Source organism: Phytohabitans houttuyneae (genome assembly GCF_011764425.1).
GTDB classification, from domain to species: domain Bacteria; phylum Actinomycetota; class Actinomycetes; order Mycobacteriales; family Micromonosporaceae; genus Phytohabitans; species Phytohabitans houttuyneae.
Map to the genome: position 1 here is coordinate 1,667,720 of NZ_BLPF01000002.1, position 20,155 is coordinate 1,687,874.

The 20,155-nt window shown below is 72.4% G+C and carries 11 protein-coding genes and 1 pseudogene; 6 read left to right on the forward strand and 6 right to left on the reverse strand.

Annotation, left to right across the window (positions count from 1 at the left end):
* Window positions 1–57 precede the first annotated feature (57 nt).
* Window positions 58–2,427, forward strand: a complete 2,370-nt coding sequence (locus tag Phou_RS30830) for an ATP-binding protein (protein WP_173062414.1) — start codon at window positions 58–60, stop codon at window positions 2,425–2,427.
* A 70-nt stretch (window positions 2,428–2,497) separates the two neighbouring features.
* Here Phou_RS30830 and Phou_RS30835 read toward each other — a convergent pair whose 3' ends face one another.
* Window positions 2,498–5,830: a S8 family serine peptidase gene (locus tag Phou_RS30835; protein ID WP_173062417.1), complete on the reverse strand. Its 3,333-nt coding sequence runs from the start codon at window positions 5,828–5,830 to the stop codon at window positions 2,498–2,500.
* Window positions 5,831–6,110: 280 nt separating this feature from the next.
* On the opposite strand from Phou_RS30835, the gene Phou_RS30840 reads away from it, so the two are divergent.
* Window positions 6,111–6,998 carry an ADP-ribosylglycohydrolase family protein gene (locus Phou_RS30840; RefSeq protein WP_173062420.1) on the forward strand — a complete coding sequence of 296 codons (888 nt, stop codon included), beginning with the start codon at window positions 6,111–6,113 and terminating at the stop codon, window positions 6,996–6,998.
* A 33-nt stretch (window positions 6,999–7,031) separates the two neighbouring features.
* On the opposite strand, the gene Phou_RS30845 is transcribed toward Phou_RS30840, so the two are convergent.
* Complete coding sequence (locus Phou_RS30845; protein WP_173062423.1) at window positions 7,032–7,895, reverse strand: hypothetical protein; 864 nt, start codon at window positions 7,893–7,895, stop codon at window positions 7,032–7,034.
* 86 nt (window positions 7,896–7,981) lie between these two features.
* Between Phou_RS30845 and Phou_RS30850 the strand changes: the two genes are divergently transcribed.
* Both Phou_RS30850 and Phou_RS30855 read left to right on the forward strand, forming a co-directional pair.
* Window positions 7,982–8,263: an ArsR/SmtB family transcription factor gene (locus Phou_RS30850; protein WP_173062426.1), complete on the forward strand. Its 282-nt coding sequence runs from the start codon at window positions 7,982–7,984 to the stop codon at window positions 8,261–8,263.
* A 1-nt stretch (window position 8,264) separates the two neighbouring features.
* Window positions 8,265–8,654, forward strand: a complete 390-nt coding sequence (locus Phou_RS30855; protein ID WP_173062429.1) for a VOC family protein — start codon at window positions 8,265–8,267, stop codon at window positions 8,652–8,654.
* Here Phou_RS30855 and Phou_RS30860 read toward each other — a convergent pair.
* From Phou_RS30860 to Phou_RS30865, 3 genes and pseudogenes are all read right to left on the reverse strand, one after another.
* Window positions 8,651–10,132: a WD40 repeat domain-containing protein gene (locus Phou_RS30860; RefSeq protein ID WP_246273971.1), complete on the reverse strand. Its 1,482-nt coding sequence runs from the start codon at window positions 10,130–10,132 to the stop codon at window positions 8,651–8,653. The two genes, Phou_RS30855 and Phou_RS30860, sit on opposite strands and share 4 nt — an antisense overlap.
* A 96-nt stretch (window positions 10,133–10,228) precedes the next feature.
* Window positions 10,229–10,381, reverse strand: a pseudogene (locus Phou_RS55785) (hypothetical protein); the annotation flags it as partial.
* 2,433 nt (window positions 10,382–12,814) lie between these two features.
* On the reverse strand, window positions 12,815–14,278 hold the full coding sequence (locus Phou_RS30865) for a PGAP1-like alpha/beta domain-containing protein (RefSeq protein WP_173062435.1): 1,464 nt from the start codon (window positions 14,276–14,278) through the stop codon (window positions 12,815–12,817).
* Between the two features lie 80 nt (window positions 14,279–14,358).
* On the opposite strand from Phou_RS30865, the gene Phou_RS30870 reads away from it, so the two are divergent.
* Together Phou_RS30870 and Phou_RS53255 are read left to right on the forward strand one after the other, a co-directional pair.
* On the forward strand, window positions 14,359–15,039 hold the full coding sequence (locus Phou_RS30870; RefSeq protein WP_246273973.1) for an NAD-dependent epimerase/dehydratase family protein: 681 nt from the start codon (window positions 14,359–14,361) through the stop codon (window positions 15,037–15,039).
* Window positions 15,036–15,296: a hypothetical protein gene (locus Phou_RS53255; RefSeq protein WP_246273974.1), complete on the forward strand. Its 261-nt coding sequence runs from the start codon at window positions 15,036–15,038 to the stop codon at window positions 15,294–15,296. The genes Phou_RS30870 and Phou_RS53255 overlap by 4 nt, the downstream gene beginning before the upstream one ends.
* A 20-nt stretch (window positions 15,297–15,316) precedes the next feature.
* Here Phou_RS53255 and Phou_RS30875 read toward each other — a convergent pair whose 3' ends face one another.
* Window positions 15,317–20,128, reverse strand: coding sequence for a LamG-like jellyroll fold domain-containing protein (locus Phou_RS30875; protein WP_173062438.1), 4,812 nt, complete (start codon window positions 20,126–20,128; stop codon window positions 15,317–15,319).
* Window positions 20,129–20,155 lie beyond the last annotated feature (27 nt).

Here is a 20,155-nt window from a genome sequence, read left to right on the forward strand (position 1 = left end):
CCACTGTGTCCAGGAGATGACATGGCAAGTCGACGGGTACCGATATAGTTTCGTTCCGTGTCGATTTCCGATCCGGAAGGGCCCTTGGCCGGACCGGAAAGCGCCGCGATACACAGCGCGGATGACCTTGCCCGCGTGCTGCGCCAGCTGCGACGCAGGGATGCGCGCCGGCGCGGGGAGTCCCCGCTGACCTATCGCGAGCTCGCCGCCAAGACCGGCTGGTCACATTCGGCCATCGGGCTGTACTTCAGCGGCCAGGCCCTGGCGCCGACCGACAGGTTCGACGTGCTGGTGCAGCTGCTCGGCGCCAGCCCGGCCGAGCAGCGGTGGCTGGCGACCGCCCGGGACCGCATCGAGGAAAACCGGCACGCCGACACCGGAGGCGCCCGCCGGGCGCGGCGGCCGCAGGCTCCCGCGGTGGTACCGCACGCGCTGCCCGCACCGGCACCGCACTTCACCGGCCGGCTCGCCGAGCTGGACGTGCTCACCGGCCTGCTGGGCACCCGCGCCGTTCCGGGCGGCACCGTGGTGATCTCCGCGATCGGCGGTACCGCCGGCGTCGGCAAGACCGCCCTGGCACTGCACTGGTCGCACCAGGTCGCCGACCGGTTTCCGGACGGTCAGCTCTTCGTCAACCTTCGCGGCTTCGACCCCGACGACCAGGTGGTGCACCCCGCCGACGCGGTGCGGACCCTGCTCGACGCGATGGGGGTGCCGGCCCGCCGGGTGCCGGCGACGCTCGACGGGCAGACCGCCATGTACCGCAGCCTGCTGGCCGGCAAGCGGATGTTGATCGTGCTGGACAACGCCCGCGACGCCGGCCAGGTCCGGCCGCTGCTGCCCGGCGTGCCCGGCTGCCTCGTGCTGGTGACCAGCCGCAACCTGCTCGCCGGGCTGATCGCCACCGAAGGCGCACACCCGCTCACGCTCGACCTCCTCACCCCGTCGGAGGCCCGCGACCTGCTGGCCAGCCGGCTCGGAACCGAGCGGACCGCGGCCGAGCCGGAGGCCGTCGACCAGATCGTCACCCGGTGCGCCCGGCTGCCGCTGGCGCTGGCGATCGTGGCCGCGCACGCCGCCACCAACCCCGGCCTCCGCCTGGCCGACCTCGCCGACGCGCTCGCCGACAGCCGCCGCCAGTGGGCGCCACTGACCGCGGACGGCGATCCGGCGGCCGACGTGCGGTCGGTGTTCTTCTGGTCCTACCGGACCCTCGACCCGGACGCGGCCCGGCTGTTTCGCCTGCTCGGCCTGCACCCGGGCCCGGACCTCACCGCCGCGGCCGCGGCCAGCATGGCCGGCTGCACACTCCCGCAGGCACGCACGTGGCTGGCCGAGCTGACCCGCGCCCACCTCGTCGCCGAGCACCGGCCCGGGCGGTACACGCAGCACGACCTGCTGCGCGGGTACGCCGCGGAGCGGGCCGGCGCGATCGACACCGAGCAGGAGCGGCAGGCGGCGACCGGCCGGATGCTCGACCACTACCTGCACTCGGCGTACGCGGCCGAGCGGCAGATGAACACCTTCCGCGATCCGATCACATTGGACCCGCCGGCGCCGGGCACCGCACCGGAGGAGCCGGCCGACAACAGCGGGGCGAAGGACTGGCTCGGCGCCGAGCGGGCCGTGCTGCTCGCCACCGTGCACCACGCCGCCGCCACCGGCCACGACACCCACGCCTGGCAGCTGTCCTGGGCCCTGTCCACCTACCTCGACTACCAGGGACACTGGCACGACTGGCTGGCCGTGGGCCAAGCGGCCGAGGCGGCCGCCGACCGGCTGGCCGACCCGACCGCACAGGCACTGGGCCACCGGCTGCTCGCCATCTGCAACCTTCGCCTCGGCCGGCTCGAAGACACCGACCGGCACCTGCGCCGGGCGCTGGAGCTGTACCGCCGCGCCGACGACCTGCCCGGGCAGGGCGCGATCCACCTCTACCTCGGCGACATGTGGTACGAGCAGGACCGCCACAGCGAGGCCCTGGACCACGCCCGCCAGGCCCTCGACCTCTTCCGCGCCGCCGGGCACCGCCGCGGCCAGGCCGACGCGCTCAACTTCGTGGGCTGGTGCTGCGCGCTGCTCGGCGACTACCGGCAGGCCATCGTGCACTGCGAGGAGAGCCTGCGGGTGCACCGCGAGCTGGGACACGGCATCGTCGAGGCCACGACGTGGGACAGCCTCGGGTACGCCCACCACCACCTCGGCGACCACGCGTACGCCGTCGAGTGCTTCCAGCAGGCGCTGGAGCTGTTCCGCCGCCTCGGCTCCCGGTACAACGAGGCCTTGACCTTGAGCCGGCTCGGCGACACGCACCGCGCGGCCGGCGACGGCGACGCCGCGCGGGAGGTGTGGGAGCAGGCGTTGAGCATCCTCGACGACCTCGAACACCCCGAGGCCGAGGATGTCCGCGCCAAGCTCAACTCCTGAGCCCGAAGACGGGCGTGCGCCGTGACCGGTCCCCCGGTCACGGCGCACGCCGCGGTTTGCTGTTCGGTTGTTACTGGACGATGCCGCCGGGGCGGAGCCTGACCGTCAGCTCGGAGCTGACCACCGTGACGCCGGGGACCGTGGTCGCCGTCATCTCGCTGGTGACCACGCCCTTGCCGAGGCCGACGCCGGTGACCTGGACGACGTACGACACCGAGGCACCCGGCGTGGGCGCGCTACTGGTGATCCGCAGGTCTTCCGTCGGCAGCGTGCCCGCCGGAAGCTGCTCGCCGCCGCTGCCGTTGACGTTTTCGGCGCCGACGATCAGGTCCTGCCCGGTGGGTGCGCCGGGCAGTGCGGCCGGATCGTAGGCGAAGACGATGTCCTCCTCGCCGTTGAGCCCGATCCAGATCTGGAAGTGCCGGTTGGAGTCGGTGCCCCAGACGTCCACCTGCCACTCGAGGACCAGCCAGTCGCTGACCCCGTCGGTCAGGACGGTGGCCCGGATGCCCTGGTCGTTGGTGCCGTCCAGGTCGGTCCAGAACGGCGCCAGCACGTTGTTGGGCCGCGCCGGGTCGGGGATCTGGGTCAGCTCGCAGCAGTTGTTGTCCTCGGACGTGCCGCCACCCACGACCGCGTACCCGTTGGAGTCGATCCCGATCCTCGTGTACGTCTGCCCGCCGTAGATGAACGGCGGCACGTTGAAGTTCAGGATCTCCTCGTCACCGATCGCGTTCGGTGCGACGCCGAACGCCGCCAGCGGGATGTACCCGGCGGTGGTGCCCGGGTCGAGCGACGGCACACCCGGCACGGCGCCGGCCAGCGGCACGTCGTTCTTGACCACCTTGCGCGGGCCGGCGACGGTGGCGCCCTCGACCCCGGAGACCTTGAGGTTCTGGTTGACGGTGGTCGAAAGGTCCGCCACGGCGTCGCCGAAGGACTCGTTGGTCGCCGTGATCGTGCAGTCCGCCGTGCCGCCCAGGGTCACCTGGGTCGGTGCGCACTCGCTGGCCAGCTTGACGTCGCCCTGCTGCGGCACGAAGGCCACCGGCAGGTGCAGCGTCGGCAGGCTGGGCGAGACCGGGTCGAGGATCACCTGGCCGAACTGCTGCCCGCTCGCCGTCGACGTGATGGTGATCGTCACGTCCCGCGACTTGCCGGCGCCCAGCGTGAAGACGCTGGGCGTGGCGGTGATCTTGCTGCCGGCCGGCGCCTTGGTGTGCACCCGGTACGTCTGCGGGCCGCTGCTCACGTTCTTCGCGGTACGCACCGTGGTGACCCGGCCCGGCATGGTCGGCGCGTTTACCGACGGCAGGTTCAGGTGCACCGCGCTGACCGGGTTGTTGCCGATGGCGAGCATCCGCTCGGCCGACTCGTCGAATGTCAGGCCCGGCTTCTGCGCCTTGCGCAGGTCGACCCGGCCGGCGCCGTAGTCGAACGGGTCGGCCGGCGTGGTCAGGTCTTCCTTGACGACTTCCTGGATGGCCGTCGTCATCATCGCGGACTTGATCTGCCCCGGGCTCCAGCCGGGGTGCAGGGACTTGAGCAGCACCGCCGCGCCGGCGATGTGCGGCGCGGACATCGAGGTGCCCGCGATCGCCTGGAAGTACTCGCCGGGCGGGCCGTTTTCGACCGCGTCCGGCGTCGGCGAGTTGCCGGCCAGGATCTGCACGCCGGGCGCGGTGATGTCCGGCTTGATGCCGAAGCCGCCGGGCCCGCGCGAGGAGAACGCGGCCATCACGTCCGCCTGGCCGTTTTCCTTCTGGCCGGCGGTGAAGCTGCCGGTCACGGCGGTGTGCGAGGTCATGAAGGCCTTGAACTGCGTGCCGTCGGCCAGGTGCACCGTCGGCAGCCAGTGGTTGTCGGTCTCGATGTCGGCCAGCGACGGGTTGTAGAGCACCATGCCGACCGCGCCGCCCTGCAGGACGTTGTAGCCCTTTTCGACGCGGGCGTTTCCGCCGCGCTGGCAGGCGACGATCTTGCCGGTGAACGCGCCGGCCGGGGCGGGCGCGTCACACAGCGCGGGGTACCCGGCGGCCGACTCGGCCAGCACGACCGGGGTGTCCGCGGTGACGCCGGCGGTGATCGAGGCGCCCTTCAAGGTCAGCGTGTCCGCGCCGCTCTTGATGGTCAGCGTGGAGTTGAACTCGCGGGTCTGTGTCGACGCCGCGACGGTCGTGACCCACGGCGAGACGTGGTCGGTGGTCGCCGAGCCGGGGCCGGAGTTGCCCGCGGACGCCGCGACGAAGACACCCGCCGCGTACGCGTCGAGGAACGCCAGCTCGGCCGGGTCGGTGAACGGCTGGCTGCCACCGGAGATCGAGTAGTTGATCACGTCGACCCCGTCGAGCACGGCCTGCCCGATCGCGGCGGCCAGGTCGGAGTCGTACCCGCCCTGCTCGCCGAGTCCCTTGTAGACGGAGAGCCACGCGCCCGGCGCGATGCCCTGCACCGGTCCGCGCTCCACACCGAAGACCGGTGCCGAGGCGAGCACGTTGCCGGCCGAGGTGGACGCGGTGTGGGTACCGTGGCCGCCGCTGTCCCGGGCCGACTCGTAGTCCTCGCCGTCGTTGAGCGCCAGGTACGTGTCCAGGAACGCCGCGCCGCCGATCAGCTTGTTGTTGCAGGCGAACACGTCCGTCTGCGGCGTCAGCGGGTTGTCCCCGAAGTCGCACTCGCGCGGCGTGCCGTCCGCCTTGGCCGGCGGGGCGTTGAGGTTGCCCTGGTCGGCGAAGGACGGGTGCTCCGGCCAGGCGCCGGTGTCGATGACGCCGATGATGATGCCGGCTCCGGCGTTCTTCTTGCCGCCCAGCGCGCCGTACGTGCTGGTGGCCCCGATGAACGCGGCGCTCGCGTCGGTCAGCGGCTGGCGCAGCTGATCCCTCTGCACCGCCACCACACCGTCGACCTTCAGCAGGTCGCCGACCTTGTTGGCCGGCACCGTGGCGGACACCCCGCCGTACACCGTGCGCAGCCGCTGCCGCACCGCCGCGCTGGGCACCGCCTTGGTGAGCGCGGTGACGATCTGCTGCTCGCGCTGCACGATGTGCTTCTCGTACGCCTGCACGGCCGGGCCGCGGCCGAGCTTGCGGCCGGTCTCCGAGGGGCTCGTCGCGGCCAGGCCGGCCACGCCGCCGCCGTACGTGGCGACTGGGTCGTAGTCCAGCTTGACGAGGACCGGGATCCGGGTCGCCTCGGCGCGGTTGAGCAGAGTCGGGTCGGTCTGCGCCAACCGGCTCGTGGGTGACTTGGCGGCGGACACCCGGTCGGCCGGCTGGAGGTTCTGGTCGACGGTGAAATCACCACTGGGTGCGGCGACACCGGGACCAGCCCAGGTCACCACGGCCAGCGGAAGAGTGAGAGCGGCCGCGAACCCGGCCCGCAGCCACTTCTTTTGGCGCATCCGATTCCCTCCCAGGGAGAGCGTTACGCGCCTGCCCTGCGCCTGGCGGGCATCGACCGGGTCAGCGCAAATAGTCGGCGCGTGGAGTGTGGGCATGATTTCACGTGACACACCAAATGCACAGAGCACACGCAGGCTCCATTGGGACTTGGCTCACTTCAGCCATCCGTGAACACAAAGGACCGTGACTGTTCCGGCAAAACGGGCGGGTTGCGGCGGCCGGGACCCCCCGCCCGGTGGGTTCCGGGCCCGCGGCGCGTCTGGCAGGATCGATCGGTACATGACGTTGCTGGACCTCTGCCGTGACAGCTTGGATGGGCTGTCCGTGGGCGACGCTTTGGGCGCCCAGTTCTTCGTTCCCGGGTCGGACCCTTCGGCGCTGCGTGGCGGGCGCCTGCCCGACGCGCCGTGGCCGTGGACCGACGACACCGAAATGGCCTGCTCGATCGTCGAGGAGCTGCGCGAGCACGGCGGAATCGACCAGGACCGGCTGGCCGCACGATTCGCCGAAAACTTCGAGCCCTACCGCGGGTACGGCGGTGGCGCCGTCGTCCTGCTGCGCCAGTTGCGGGAGGGCGCGCACTGGCGCGTGGCCGCCCCCGCGGCGTTCGGCGGCCAAGGATCGATGGGCAATGGCGCGGCCATGCGGGTGGCCCCGCTCGGCGCCTTCCACGCCGGACACAGCCGCACCGCCGCGCTGGAGGCCATGCGGTCGGCGGAGGTCACCCACGCGCACCCGGAGGCCATCCTCGGCGCCGCGGCGGTCGCGGTGGCCGCGGCCGAGGCCGGCTGGGCGCGGCTGACCCGCCACCGGCTCCAACCCGACGAGCTGATCGAGGCGGTACTGGCACACCTCGTCGACAGCGGGGTGATGAGCGGGACCGTCCGGGCCGGGCGCCTGCTGGGGGTGAGCGTGGCCGAAGCCGCGTACGAGCTGGGCAACGGCGCGCAGGTGCTGGCCTTCGACACCGTGCCGTTCGCGCTGTGGGCCGCCGCCACGTGGCTGGACGACTATCCGACGGCGATCCACGCCTGCGTCGAGGCCGGCGGCGACGTCGACACGACGGCGGCGATCGTGGGCGGCATCGTCGCGGCGTACGCGGGCACCGGACCCAACGGCATCCCGGCGGAGTGGCTGAAGCGCCGGGAGCCGCTACCGGCACCCTGACCCGGCGCGCCGGTATCCTGCCGGCCGTGCAGATCACCAGCCTCGATCCACAGCCCCCGGCGGATCGGGCGACCAGCGCCACTGCTCGATGCCGGCCCAGGTGCGGCGCAGGGCAGCGGCAAGCTCGCCGCCGAAAGCGACGGTGCCTTCGTGGGAGGCGTACGCGACCCAGGTGAGGCCGTCGTCGCACCACACCGCTTCGGAGGCGGCGTAGCGCGGTGCGAACAGCTCCACGTCGACGAGATAGTCGATGCGGTCCTCGCACAGCTCGTACACCCGCCGGTCGCCCACCTCGCGCAGCGCGTGTCGCGCGCGGGCGAGGCCCTGCTCGTCCCACATGGCGTCCGCGACGAGGATCAGGACGTCCGGCGGGATCGGTGCTGCCACCAGCGGGTGCCATATCCGGTCGGCCAGCCCCCAACGGAGCCGTAGCTGTTCGTCCCTGGCGGCCGACTCGGCCGGGGCCAGAACCCTCCGGTACGGCAGCGGCTCGGCCCGAAGGTCGCCGCCGGCCAGCCAACGGTGCACCGTCGACCGGAACAGGCCGCGTTCGGCGGCCATCGCCTCGGCCACCACCTCGTCGCCGTCCGGCCGCGTGAAGGGTGACTCGGCCGCGCGGGCCGCCTCGACAAGGGCGTCGACGAGCGCGGGCAGGGGCGGGAGCGAGTCCGGGTCCAGCCGCTCGACCTCGAACAGCACGGCGGCCGCCACCTGGTAGCGGGGAAAGACGCGCAGCGCTTCGGGCCGGTAGGACCCGTCCTCGGTCCGGCCGGCGCCGGGCAGTGTCGAGTACTCGCGTGTCAGCTCCGCGTACCGGTCCGTCAACCAACGGCGCGCCGCGGTGTGCAAGGTCAACGGGTCCATGGGTGCCGGGCCAGGGTCGCCGGTCTTGGACATCAGGCGATCCTAGCCCGCCCGCACTGTCCACTGTGCACGGCCTGAGCGAGTTGACAGGCAAGTGGTCGCTTGCATATGTTCGGGGTGTGGACCTGGTCTTCAAGGCGTTGGCCGACCACACGCGGCGCACGATCCTCGACGAGCTGACCGACCGCGACGGCCAGACGCTCTTCGAGATCTGCGCGCGCCTGGCGACCAAGCACGGGCTGGGCTCGTCGCGGCAGGCGATCTCGCAGCACCTCGACGTGCTGGAGGCCGCGGGTCTGGTCGAGACGCGCCGCGAGGGTCGGTACAAGTTTCATCACATCAACACCGCGCCGCTCGAGCCGATCGTCGAGCGGTGGCTGAAGCGAGCGGAGAGGGACTGACATGAGGATCACCGTTGCCAGCGTGCTCGTCGACGACCAGGAGAAGGCGCTGCGGTTCTACACCGAGGTGCTCGGCTTCAAGGAGAAGGTCAACGTCCCGGTGGGTGACGACCGGTGGATCACCGTGGTGTCGCCGGAGGACCCGGACGGCGTCGAGCTCGCCCTGGAGCCCGACGCGCACCCGGCGGCCAAGACCTTCAAGGAGGCGCTTGTCGCGGACGGTATCCCGTACACGGCGTTCGCCGTCGGGGATGTCCGGGCCGAGCACGAGCGGTTGCGCGGGCTGGGGGTGCGCTTCACCCAGGAGCCGGCGGAGATGGGGCCGATGATCTCGGCGGTGCTTGACGACACCTGCGGAAACCTGATCCAGATCCAGACCTTCACCGGCTAGGCGGTGGGGGACACGCCCAGGGTGCCGGGATCGACAAGCAGGACGCCGGCCGTCGAGGCCACCGCGATGCCACCGTCGACGGTCGCGAGGCCGGTGACGCCGACCTGGATGGGCAGGGTGGCGAGGGGTGCCAGCGTGAGCGGGTCCCAGAGCCGCAGCGTGCGGTCCAGGCCGCCGCTGACCAGTACGCGGCGGCCGTCCGGTCCCTCCCGGGTGATCAGCGAGGTGACCTCACGGGAGTGGGCCCTGGGCAGTCTTGTCACGACGCTCCGGGTGCTCGGGTCGACGACGCGGACGGCGCCGTCGCGCATTCCGGCGGCCAGCAGCCAGGTCTCGCCGACGCGGTAGCCGGCCAGGCAGAGGATCTTCCGGCGCGGCAACGGTATCGGCTCGGAGACCTCCTCGCGGGTGACCGGGTCCCAGATCCGGATGACGTCGTCGCCGCCGGTCGCGACCAGCGACCGGCCGTTGACGCTGGAACGGAAGACCGCGGCGGCCCGGATCCGCCCGTCGTGGCCCCTGAGGCGCAGGTGCATGCGCGGGCCGCGGGCGCTGAGCGTCCAGAAGGCGACCCATCCGTCGCTGCTGCCGCTCACCACGTAGTCGTGCCCTTTGGAGCTGCGGAAACCGGCCAGCGCCAGCACCTCGCCGTGGTGGCGCCAGTCCGCGTCGCCGACCTGCGAGCCGTCGACCGGATCCCACATCCGCACGGTACCGTCGCTGCCGGCCGTGACCAGGCGGCGCGCGCCGGACGGCCCGCTGCCCGGAAGGATCGCGTTGATCGCCATCCGCGGGTTGCCGGACACCTCCTTGGGCGGCTCGGGGTCGTTGATGGCCCAGATCCGCAGGCGCCGGTCACTGCCGCCGGTGGCGAGCATCGGACGGCGGTTCACGGTGAACGCGCCGATCGCCGTGACCCGCCGGCCATGGCTGGGGTAGGCGGTGGCCGGCGGCGGGCGGACCGAGGGATCCCAGATGCGCACGACGCGGTCGTGGCCGGCCGAGGCGATTGCCGGCAGGCCCTGCTGGTCGGTCAGGACGGCCGTGGCCCGGATGCCGCCGCGGTGGGTCCGCTGGGAGTCGGCCAAAACCTCGACGCCCGCGACGGGGTCCCAGATCCGGAGCATCTTGTCGTCGCCGCCGGAGGCGAGCAAGGGGGTACCGTCCGCGCCGATGAACGGCGTCACCGCGTGCACCGCCCGGTGGCCGGCGTTGCCGGGAGCGCGCAGCGGCTCCCGCACCTCCCGCCCGGTGGCGGGGTCCCAGATCCGGACGCAGCCCTCGCCGCCCGCGGACGCCAGCCACGGCCGGCGGCCACGGCCGGGAAACGTGGCGACGTCGTACACCCAGTCGGTGTGTCCGCTGAGGACGCGCAGCGGTTCGCCGGTCAGCGCGTCCCAGATCCGCAGGGTCTTGTCGCGGCTTGCCGTGGCCAGCAGCGCCCGCCCGTCCGCGTCCGTGAACGGCACGACCGCCATCACCCAATGGTCATGGCCCGGGCAGGCCGCCAGCGGCTCGTGCTTGTCCAGGTCCCAGATCCGCAGCGTCTTGTCGTCGCCGCCGGAGGCGAGCAGCCGCCGGCCTTCCGCGGTGAAGGCGGCAAGGGCACGGACCCGGCCTGCGTGGCCGGCCAGTGGGCCTGGCGGGGTCCGGTGGCGCTTGGGGTCCCAGAAGCGGATGAGGCCGCCGTCGCCGCCCGACGCGAGCAGGTTCCGGCCGCCTGCCATGGCCGCCGTGAGGGCCCACACCGCACCCCCGGCTGGCTGAGGCGGTCGACCTGCTGGCCCGTCACGGGATCGATGAGGCGGACGGACCCCTCGTCGCCGGCGCTCGCGAGGAGGGTCCCGCGCGGGCCGAGGAACGTCGTCAGGGCGTTCACCATGCCGCCGCCGGCCTTGCCGACCGTGAGGTGCGCGGTCTCGCCGGCCAGCCAGGCGCTGCGCACCGACCACGTGTCGCCGTCCACGTTGCGGCCGAACCGGCTGGTGCCGGCGTACCGGGCCATCGCCACCTCGCGGATGCCCCGCCGGTCCGCGGGATCGGCGGTGGCGATGAGGTGGCCGGCGCCGACCGCGCCGACGATCTCCGGGGGCAGGTCGTTGTGGCCGAGCGCGTCGCGGATGAGATCGGTACGCAGCCGGACGCCGTCCAGCCGGTCGAGGACCCGCGGGCGCTCGGCGAGCGCGTTCCAGCCGAGCCGGCCGGCGGCCGCCGCGTGCGCCGACAGGTACGCGCGCGAGTAGGGCGCGAGCGCGCCGTCGCCACCGGTCGCCTGCAGCAGCGCCCGCACGATCGCCAGATGCGCGCTCTCCTCGCCGGCACCGTGCCGCTCGCGCAGCACGTCCTCGTAGACGGTGTGAGCCAGCCGGTACACGGTGGTGCCGTTTTCCACGTCGGCCACCAGGAAACCGGCCGCGCGGCGCTGGACCGCCTCGGCGATGTCGGCGGTGGTGAGCGGAGGCCCGGTGGTCAGGGCGCCGGCGACGGTCGCCCAGACACCGTCCGCACTGGGCAGGCCACGCCCGCGCATGTAGGCGAGGGCCAGCAGCAGCCGCGGTATCGCCGGCGCCTGCCCGCCGGCGCGGTCGAGCCAGTCGGCGAAGATGCCGCTGCGGCCGCGGGCGAGCAGGCCGTCGAGCGCTTCCCGATCCTCCAGCAGGCCCGGGCGTTCCAGCAGCTCACCGACGGCGAGGCGGGCGAACAGGAAGTCGCGGCCGCGGCGGGCGACCAGCCGCGCCGTCGCGAGCGCCGCCGGCCCGGCCAGGTCGGGAAACGCGCGGAAGAGGCGGTCCTGCACGTACTCCACGACGGTGGACTCGTCGTACTCGACGCTCAGCACCGGGTGCTCCCCGAGCTCCTCCAGGATCTCCGCCGAGCGGCGGGTGCCGACCAGCACGCGGATGCCGCCACGCCGCGCGATCTGGGCGAGCATCCCGGCGACGATCTCCGGCTCGCGTGCCTGGTCGAGCGCGTCCGCGAGCAGCGTCAGGGGCGGGAGCCGGTCGGTGAGCCAGCGGGCCAGCCGCCCGGGGTCGTTGTACAGCGGGGGCCTGGCGAGCCCACCGACCTCGGCGAGGGCCGCGGCCAGCGAGTGGCGGTCGAAGCCGGTCAGCAGCAGCGTCGAGGTGAAGACGCCGTCGCCGGGAAGCTGCTCCTCGTCGGCGGTGAGGTCGAAGCCGAGCCGGGCCAGCACGGTGCGCATCGGCGGCCGGGACTGGACCAGGACGTGCCCGAGGATCGCGGACTTGCCGACACCGGCGTGGCCGGCCACCGCGAGCAGGCCGTGGTCGTTGTCGCGCAGCCAGCCCGCGATGCGCCGCTGCTCAGCGTCGCGACCGGTGAAGTACCAGCTCAGGTCGCCGGCCTCGCCGCCGTGCAGGGGGCGGACGAAGTGCGCCCGCTCGAGCTCGCCGAGCGCGTTGATCTCCCGTTCGACGTCGGCCAGCAGGTCGAGCGGTGCGGTGACCGGCGCGGTCGCCTGCCGCCGCACCAGGTCGGCGCCGGACAGCGTGCCGAATGAGATGACGTTCGCGGCGTACAGGCCGTCGGCGACCATCTGGCCGATCAGGCCGGCCACGGGGATCCGGTCGTTGCGCGCGAAGTGGGTGCTCAGGGTCTGCGCGAGGTGGCGGCTCACCTCGCCGAGCCGCGTCTCGCCGTCGCCCGACGTGCCCAGGAGCAGAAGCTGTGTCGGCGTGGCGTCCCTCGTGGCCGTGACGTGCGTGGCCAGCTCCCGGACGAACGCCGCCGAGGAGCACGCGTCGATGATCATCACGGTCCATGGCGGCGGGTGCTCATCGCCGTACCGGCCGCGGAGCACCTCGCTGAGCTTGAGCGGGAGCACGCCGTGCATGTCGCGCTCGTCGTCGTGATGGACGGTGAAGTAGTGCGCGAGCAGGGCCCGCTCGCTGTCCCGGAAGCCGTGGCCCACCCAGTAGAAGATGGTGGCGCGCCCGCGCCACCGGTGGTTCCAGTCGCTGAGGCGGATGTTCACCCCGTCCTCGCCGCGCTCCTCGACAGCCGCCGGCCACGGGTCGTGCGCGAAGCCGAAGGGCGCCAGCAGCTCCGCGATCCGGCCGACCTCCGCGTCGGTGTCGAGGCGCGTCCAGCGGGTGTCGCGGTAGGCGCCGATCGGGAGGGAGAAGAACAGCGGCGCCTCGTCACTCATCCGCGTCGCCGCCGTCGAGGGCGAGCACCAGATGGCTCAGGCGCCCGCCGCCCGCGGTCACCTCCAGGCGGTAGAGGCCGGACGAGGGTGCGTTCACGAGTACCTGTACCGCGCCGTCGCGGATCTCGACGGTGCACGGCAGGCGGCGGCCCGCACCGGTGACCTCGGTGATCGTCGCGGCGACCCGCGTCCGGCGACGCACGCCGCGCAGCGTGGCCGTCCATTCCTCCCCGACCGGCACCGGGGTGTCGGGCACGTCCAGCCCGACGCCCTCGGTGGCGCCCTGAGGCGGGCCCAGCTGCTCGGGATCGAACTCGCGCAGCGTCTGCACGACATCGCGCAGCACCGCGTCCGCCTTGGTCAGCCCCTGGTGCGTCTGGTCGAAGCGGACCGGGACCCGGCCGCGTATCTCGCCGGATCCGGTGGGCACGGTGCCGTCACCGAAGCGGTCCGGGCGGCCGGCGCGAAGCTCGTGGTGCAGCAGGGTGACCACCCCGGAGCTCAGGCTCAGGCTCTGCGCGGTCGGCTGCGCCCCGCCCACGACCAGCCGATGTATCCCGCCGTCGAGCGTGCCCGGCTCGGCCGCGTGCCGGTCGCCCCACGCCTGTGCCTGCGCGGGGTCGCCACCGAGCGCCACCACGTCGGCGGTGGTGAGCCGGCGTCCGTCCGCGCCGTCGTCCACACACCGGTACCTCGGCAGCAGGTCGTAGAGGCCGGGAAGGGTGGCCGCGAGCGCGCGGACGCCGTGATCCGCGTCGCGGCGGGCCGCGGACATCAGCGGGCGGCGAGCGGGCAGCACGCGCGCGCCCCGGCGGGTACGGAACTCGCCGTTGCCCAGCAGCGCCGCCGCCTTCGGCGAGCCGTGAAAGGGCGTGCCCAGGGTGATCACCGTGCGCACGAGGTCGCTCATGCCCGGCGCGCAGGTCAGCTCGCGGGCGAGCAGCCCGCCCATGGAGTGCGCCACGACCGCCACGGCGGCCGGGCGTCCGGCCGGGTGCGCGCGGCGTGCGGCCTCGTGCTCGGCGGTCGCCCGCCACCGCTCCAGCCGGGCCAGCACCGTGTCGGCCAGCAGCGTCGCGTTGTGCCGGACCGGCAGGCGCCAGTCGTACGCGAACTCCACCACCGCGCGCGGGTCCACCACGCAGTCGCGCACCGCGTTGACCAGCGTCGTGTACGGCTCGGCGCCGCGCAGGAACGGCAGGTACTCGGGGAGCTTCAGCAGCCCGACGGGGCGGACACGACCGTACTCGCCGTCGGTCTCGCGCTCGTCGAGGGCGAGGTGTCGCAGCGGCGCACCGTCCACCCAGGAGCGCAGCAGCAGCGGCAGCGAGGCGCCCCAGAGCGTCTTTCCCCGGTCCGTGTCATAAAGCTCGCTCCCCATGATCCCGGGAATGACGACGACGAGATCATGGGTACGGCCGGGATAGAGCCTGGACAGGGCACCTTTCGCAACCATGGGTCACGATCATAGGGCGGCCACGGAAAAGCGTTGTCGTGGACTTGACAAGCACTCGGGTCCAGCGTGGACGATTCGGCGTGCGAATTCTTGTGGTGGGTGGTAGCGGACTGATCGGCGCCAATGTCGTTGACGTGCTGCGCGAGCGGGGCCACGCGGCGACCACCGCGGCGCGCACCGCCGGTCCGGGCGTGGATCACGTGCTCGACGCCGAGACCGCCTCGGTCGACGACCTGCGCCCGCTGCTGGCGGGGCTCGACGGCGCCGTGTACGCCGCGCGCACGGACGAGCAGCGGCCGCGGCGCAAGCCGGTCTACCCGCTGTACCGGCGGGAGATGGTCGAGCCGGTGGTCCGCCTGTTCACGGCGGCCCGGCAGGAAGGGCTCACCCGCGGGGCAATCATGGGCTCGTACTACACGTACTTCGACCGGCTCCGTCCACAGTGGCATCTCGCGGACCGCCACACGTACGTGCGGTGCCGGCTGGAGCAGGCGCGGGAGGGGCGGGCGGCCGCCGGTTCCGGCCTGCCGGTGGCCGTGCTGGAGCTGCCGTTCGTCTTCGGGCGGGCCGGCGACCGGCTGCCGAACTGGGCCGGTCCGCTCGACCGCTGGGCGAGGTCCCGCTCACCCCTGATCATGCCGCCGGGCGGGACCGCCGCGGCGTCGGCGCGCAGCGTGGCCGAGGTCACGGTGGACGCGCTCGAGCGGGGCGACGGCGGGACATCCCGATCGCCGACGAAAACCTCACCTGGAACGACATGATCGCCCGGATCGCCGACGCGGTCGGCCGGCGCCGCCGGGTCGGCCGGCTGCCCGCCGGCGTCACGCGGGCCGGCCTGCGGCTGGGCGGGCTGCTGATGTCCGCCGGCCGCAAGGAGGCGGGGATCAACCCCAGCCACTTCGCCGACCTCCTGCTCGCCGACCTGTTCATCCAGCCGGCGAGCGGCCGGGCGCTGGAACCGGCGCTGCGCGAGACCTTCCCCGACACGGCCGGCGGGTCTGCCTCACCTCCGAGGTAGACCCGCCGGCGTCGCGGTCGTCAGTTGGCGGAGAAGTATCCGAGCGAGTCGATGACCAGATGGCTCGTCGACCCCGCGGCCTGGCTCGTGTAGATCGCGAATGTGCCCTGGTTTGCCGTGGGCAGGGTCAGGCCGGCAATCGTCTGGTTGGCGGCGAAGTTGATGCTGGACGTGCCGGGCCGAGGACTGCTGGCGTCGAAGACGTTGAGCCAGCCGGCGGTGGTGGGCTGGGTGACGGTCACGTTGAGGATCAGCGTCGGCGCGTCGGCGATGACGGTGTTGCCCTGAGCGATCGTCTTCGTGGTGAAGACCGGCATCGCGCCGCCGTCACGCCGGGTGTCGATCATGCGGGCGGCGTTGATCGCGTGGTACTTCTGGCCGCCGGTGCCCGGGGCGAAGTAGCCGAGGACGTCGACGATGAGGTGCGCGTTCAGGCCGCCGTGTTTGTATATCTTGATCTTGCCGTTGGACCCGACCGGAGCGATCGTCATGTTGGCGATATTGGCGTTCACCTGGTACTGGAGGCCCGAGACGCCGGGCAGGGTCGTGCCGTCGGCGTAGGTCGTCACCCAGCCGGCGGTGTCGGGGCTGAGGATCGTGTAGTTGATCGCGACGGCCTTGACGCCGGCCGGCACGCCGGCGGCGCCGGCGATCGTCACGGTCATGGTGTTGCTTGCCTGCAGCGGCCCGTCGATGCCGCCGAGGCCGCTGCGGCTGTCCACGATCCGGGTGGGCGGTGTCGGGGTGAAGCTCGTGTTTCCGGCCGCGGCCGCGTCGGAGGTGAAGTACCCGGTGACGTCGGCGACGAGCTGGACCGTGTTGGCGAAGTTGAACAGGTTGACGTACCCGTTCGCACCGACCGGCACGATCACGTAGTTGGCGACCGTGATGCCTCCCACGTAGTCGACGGCGGCGGTCGCCGGCATCGGGGTGTTGTCCGGCCAGATCCTGATGTGGCCGCCGCCGCTGGGCTGGTGGACCGCGACGGTCATCGCGACGGCGGTGACGTTGGCGGCCGGAATGCCGTTGGCACCCGCGATCTTCAGCCGGACGGTGGTCTTCGGCGGCAGCGGCCCGGTCGTACCGCCGATGTTGTAACGGGTGTCGAGCACCCGGAACTGCGAGACCGGCTGGTAGTAGCTGGCCGGGGTGGCCGCCTGCGCGGGGTCGATCTCCTGGTTCCAGACCAGGACGTGGGCCAGCTGCCCGTTGAACCAGCCGCCGACCGCGCTGCTCGACGTGCGGTGCGCGCCGAACCGGAAAGCGCCGGTGGCGTTCCACACGGTGTTGTGGTTCTGGTAGGAGACCTTGACCCCGTTGACGAACAGCTCCATCAGACGGCTGGAGTGCTTGTACGTGGCGGTGATGTGGGTCCAGATGCCGGGCTTGACGGCGTTCGGCGCCGAGTGGGTGACATCGAAGTCGGCGCTGGCCGAGTCCGAGGTGGACAGGCCGAACTTCCAGCTCTTGTCGCTCGCCTCGGTCCAGATCTTGAAGCCGGCGCCGTTGGTGCCGTCCTGTGACAGCACGGTGCCGCCGGCGGCGTTGGGTTTGACCCAGGCGGAGACGGTGAAGTCGGCGTTTGTGGCGATGGCGCCGCCGGTGGTGGTGAGGGTGCTGTTGGTGCCGTCGAAGGCGACGTCGGGGTCGTAGAGGTCGCCGCTGTTCCACTTGGCGTTGCCGGCGCCGGTGGCGTGCAGCGTACCGACGGTGTCCTTGGCGGTGTCGGCGCCGGTGACCGCCCCGTCCTCGTTGTCGTTGAGGAACCACGCGTGGGTGGCGGTGAGCAGCGTCTGCCCGGCCTGCGCGGTGATGGTGCCGGTACCGGCGGTGGCGTCGAGGTCGGAGACGAGGTGGGCGATGCTGGTGTGGTTGGCGCCGACGCCCCACAGGTCCGGGATGTTGTTGCCGTCGATGTCCGCGGCCTGCAGCCGCAGCGCGAAGCCGGTGTTCCAGCCGGAGGTCCGCAGGGTGTGCGCCGTGTAGCTGAAGGTCTGCGCGTTGACGTCGAAGGCGAGGTCGGTCCACAGGTGCAGAGCGCCGGTGGAGCGCTGCCACAGGAACAGGGACGCGCCGTCACTTGTCTGCGCCGCGGCGATGGTCCAGGTGTTCCAGTCGGTCCCGCCGGTCGGCGTGAGGGTGGTCAGCTGTGCCGGCGGCCACGCCCAGTTGAGCGTGCCTCCCTGGCTGGCGTAGTAGTTGAGGTAGTAGCCGATGCTGGCGTCGCCGCCGACGGCGATCAGGTCGGGGGTGTCGCCGAGCCCGGAGCTGAGGCCGGTGTTCGCCAGCTGGAGCGGGTTGAATCCGTTGACGTCGCTGAAGAAGCCCGCCGGGATGTTCTCCTGGGTGCCGGAGACATGTGCCTGAATGGCTGAGCCGTCTCCGGTGCCGCGCAGCAGCACCCCGCCGCCGGCGTTCTCGCCGCTGGTGCCGGCGTAGCCGGTGGGGTAGTAGACGAGGATGTCCTGCAGGCCGGTGCCGCCGAAGCGGCCGGTGATGGCCTGCGCGGCGTCGAAGTCGCTGGGGTGGTGGACGAGTTCCGTGCCGGTGTTCGTGGTCCTGACCCCGTTGCCGTGTGCGCCGATGTTCGTGGCGGCGGCGACGACCTGCCCGGTGTTCTTGCCGGCGCCGAGCCACAGGCCGGACGGCAGGTTGTTGGTGGCGCCGACGGTGAGCAGGTCGGCGATGTTGTCGCCGGTGAGGTCGGCGTCGGGCGCGGTCGCGGCGGGTGCGGCGTTGAAGGTGACCGAGGCGGTGTCACCGATGTTTCCGCCGGCGGACAGGCCGGTGACGGTGAGGGTGTTGGTAAACCGCGGCGGGGTGACCGTGATGCTCGCGTTGCCCGAGGTGGCGGTGACACTGCCGGGCGGGCCGCCGTTGAGCTGGTACATGTAGCTGGTCGGCGTGGTGCCGGTGGCCGGTGGCGTCACGGCCACGGTGACCGACTGGCCGATGACGGCGGTGGCGTCGGGCTGGGAGACGGCCGGCGGTCCGGTGCGGGTGGGGTCGAACCTGAAGTTGCAGGTGGCCGACCAGTCGCTGGTCATGTTGAAGTCGGTGGTCTGCACCTTCCAGGAGAACTGGGTGACCGCCCCCGCGGACTGGGTACGGAGCATCGCCATCGGCACCACGAGCACGGCGGTGCTGCCGGAGGTGTAGGTGAGCAGGTTCGGGTCCGACTGGGCCAGGATCGTGCCGGGTACCGAGGTCTTCCACAGGTTGAACCTGACGCCGAGGGTGCCGCCGTTGCGGTCGGAGACCGGCGAGTACAGGATGACCGGCCCGTCGCCGACGGTGCTCGGCGTGGCCGCGGTGCAGGAGGTGGCCGGCGAGGTGGTCATGCCGGCGGGCTTGTTCGGCCGGTGGTTGTAGGTGACGGTCAGGCGCGGGCTTGTCTCCAGAAACTCCTTCCAGCCGTTGGTGTCGGTCTCGCTCTGGGCGACGAGCGCGAAGGTCTGGGTCTTCTTGTTGTTGGTGACCGCGGCGGACACCTCGGCCTTCACGTCGAAGGAGATCGCGGCGGCCGGGCAGGAGGAGCTGTAGCCGTGCGCGACGTCCTTGTAGTCGACGACCGAGCCGAGCGAGACGCCGCTCCACGCGTTCCAGGTGGCGTTGGACTGGCTGAGCGTGGTGCCCGGCGCGAAGAGGTTGACCCGGCTGGGCGTGCACGAGTACGAGTGCGTCTCGGTGATGTCCAGGCGTGCCGTGTTGATGGTCGCGCCGGCCAGCGTCGACGTGGCGATCGGAAAGTTGATCAGCGTGCGGGAGCGGATCTCGCCGCTGTACCCGACCTGCATCCGGCCGCGCGGGTCGGGCGTGTCCTTCCAGTAGTTCGTCGAGGCGTGCTGCGCCGGGATCGTCGTCCACCCGTTGTTGGAGGCGCCGACCGACGACCAGGTGAACGTCGGGTCGACGTACACCGGATATGTGGTGTCCGGCCCGGTCAGCAGCTTCGCGTCCGGGGTGAGCTCGATGCCGCCGGCGGTCGTCCGCACGCCGATCGCGGCGACCCGCGCCCGCGCCCCCGGTCCGTCCGCGGTGGACCGTGCGCCGGTGCTCGCCGCGGTGCGCGCGCCGGGCGTGGCGGTGGAGTCCCACGCCATCGGGGTGGGAGCGGTGAGGACGACCCGTCCGGTGCGGTCCTTGCCGGTGATGTTGCCGGCCTTGTCCGACGCCATCTTGACGCCCGCCGTCTTCGTGGCGACGGTGAGCTTGCGCAGGGCCGGGTTCGCGGCCGCCTCGGCGGTGTGCACGACGAACACGTGCGACAGCCCGCCCTGTGCGTTGGCCGTCACGACAAGGTCGACGCCGGGCAGCACGCCGGTGTACGTGGCCGAGTCGCCGTCCAGCGTGGGCGCGGGCAGCGCCATCGGCAGCGTGAAGGCGACCGACAGGCCGGCGCTGGACATCGTCGCCATCGGCCCCTTGCCGCCGCCGGAGAGCGTCAGCTGGCTGGTCGCCATGGCGGGGGAGATGCTGCCGTCCGGCTTGCGGACCAGCGTGGCGTCGAGGTCACGCCAGGAGTCGCCGACGCGCATGCGGGTGGGCGCGACGCTCCGTGACAGGGTGAGCGTCCCGTCCGGGTTGGCGGTCACCTCGTCCGTCGCGGTCTTCGCCGCCTCCACGGGTACCGGCGTCTTGGTGCGCTTCGCGCGTGCCAGCGCCTCCTCGACCGTCTCCGCCGACGTGTCCGCGGACGTCGACGGCGGCGGCTCGGGCGGTGGTGGTGCCGCGGCTGCCGGTGCGGCGCTGATCGGGACCACGGCGAGCAGACCGGCCAGGGCTGTTGCTAGGTAACGGCGTACCGGCTTGGAGTGCGACGAACCGACCATTGTGGACCTCCCCGCGTAGCCCGCGAA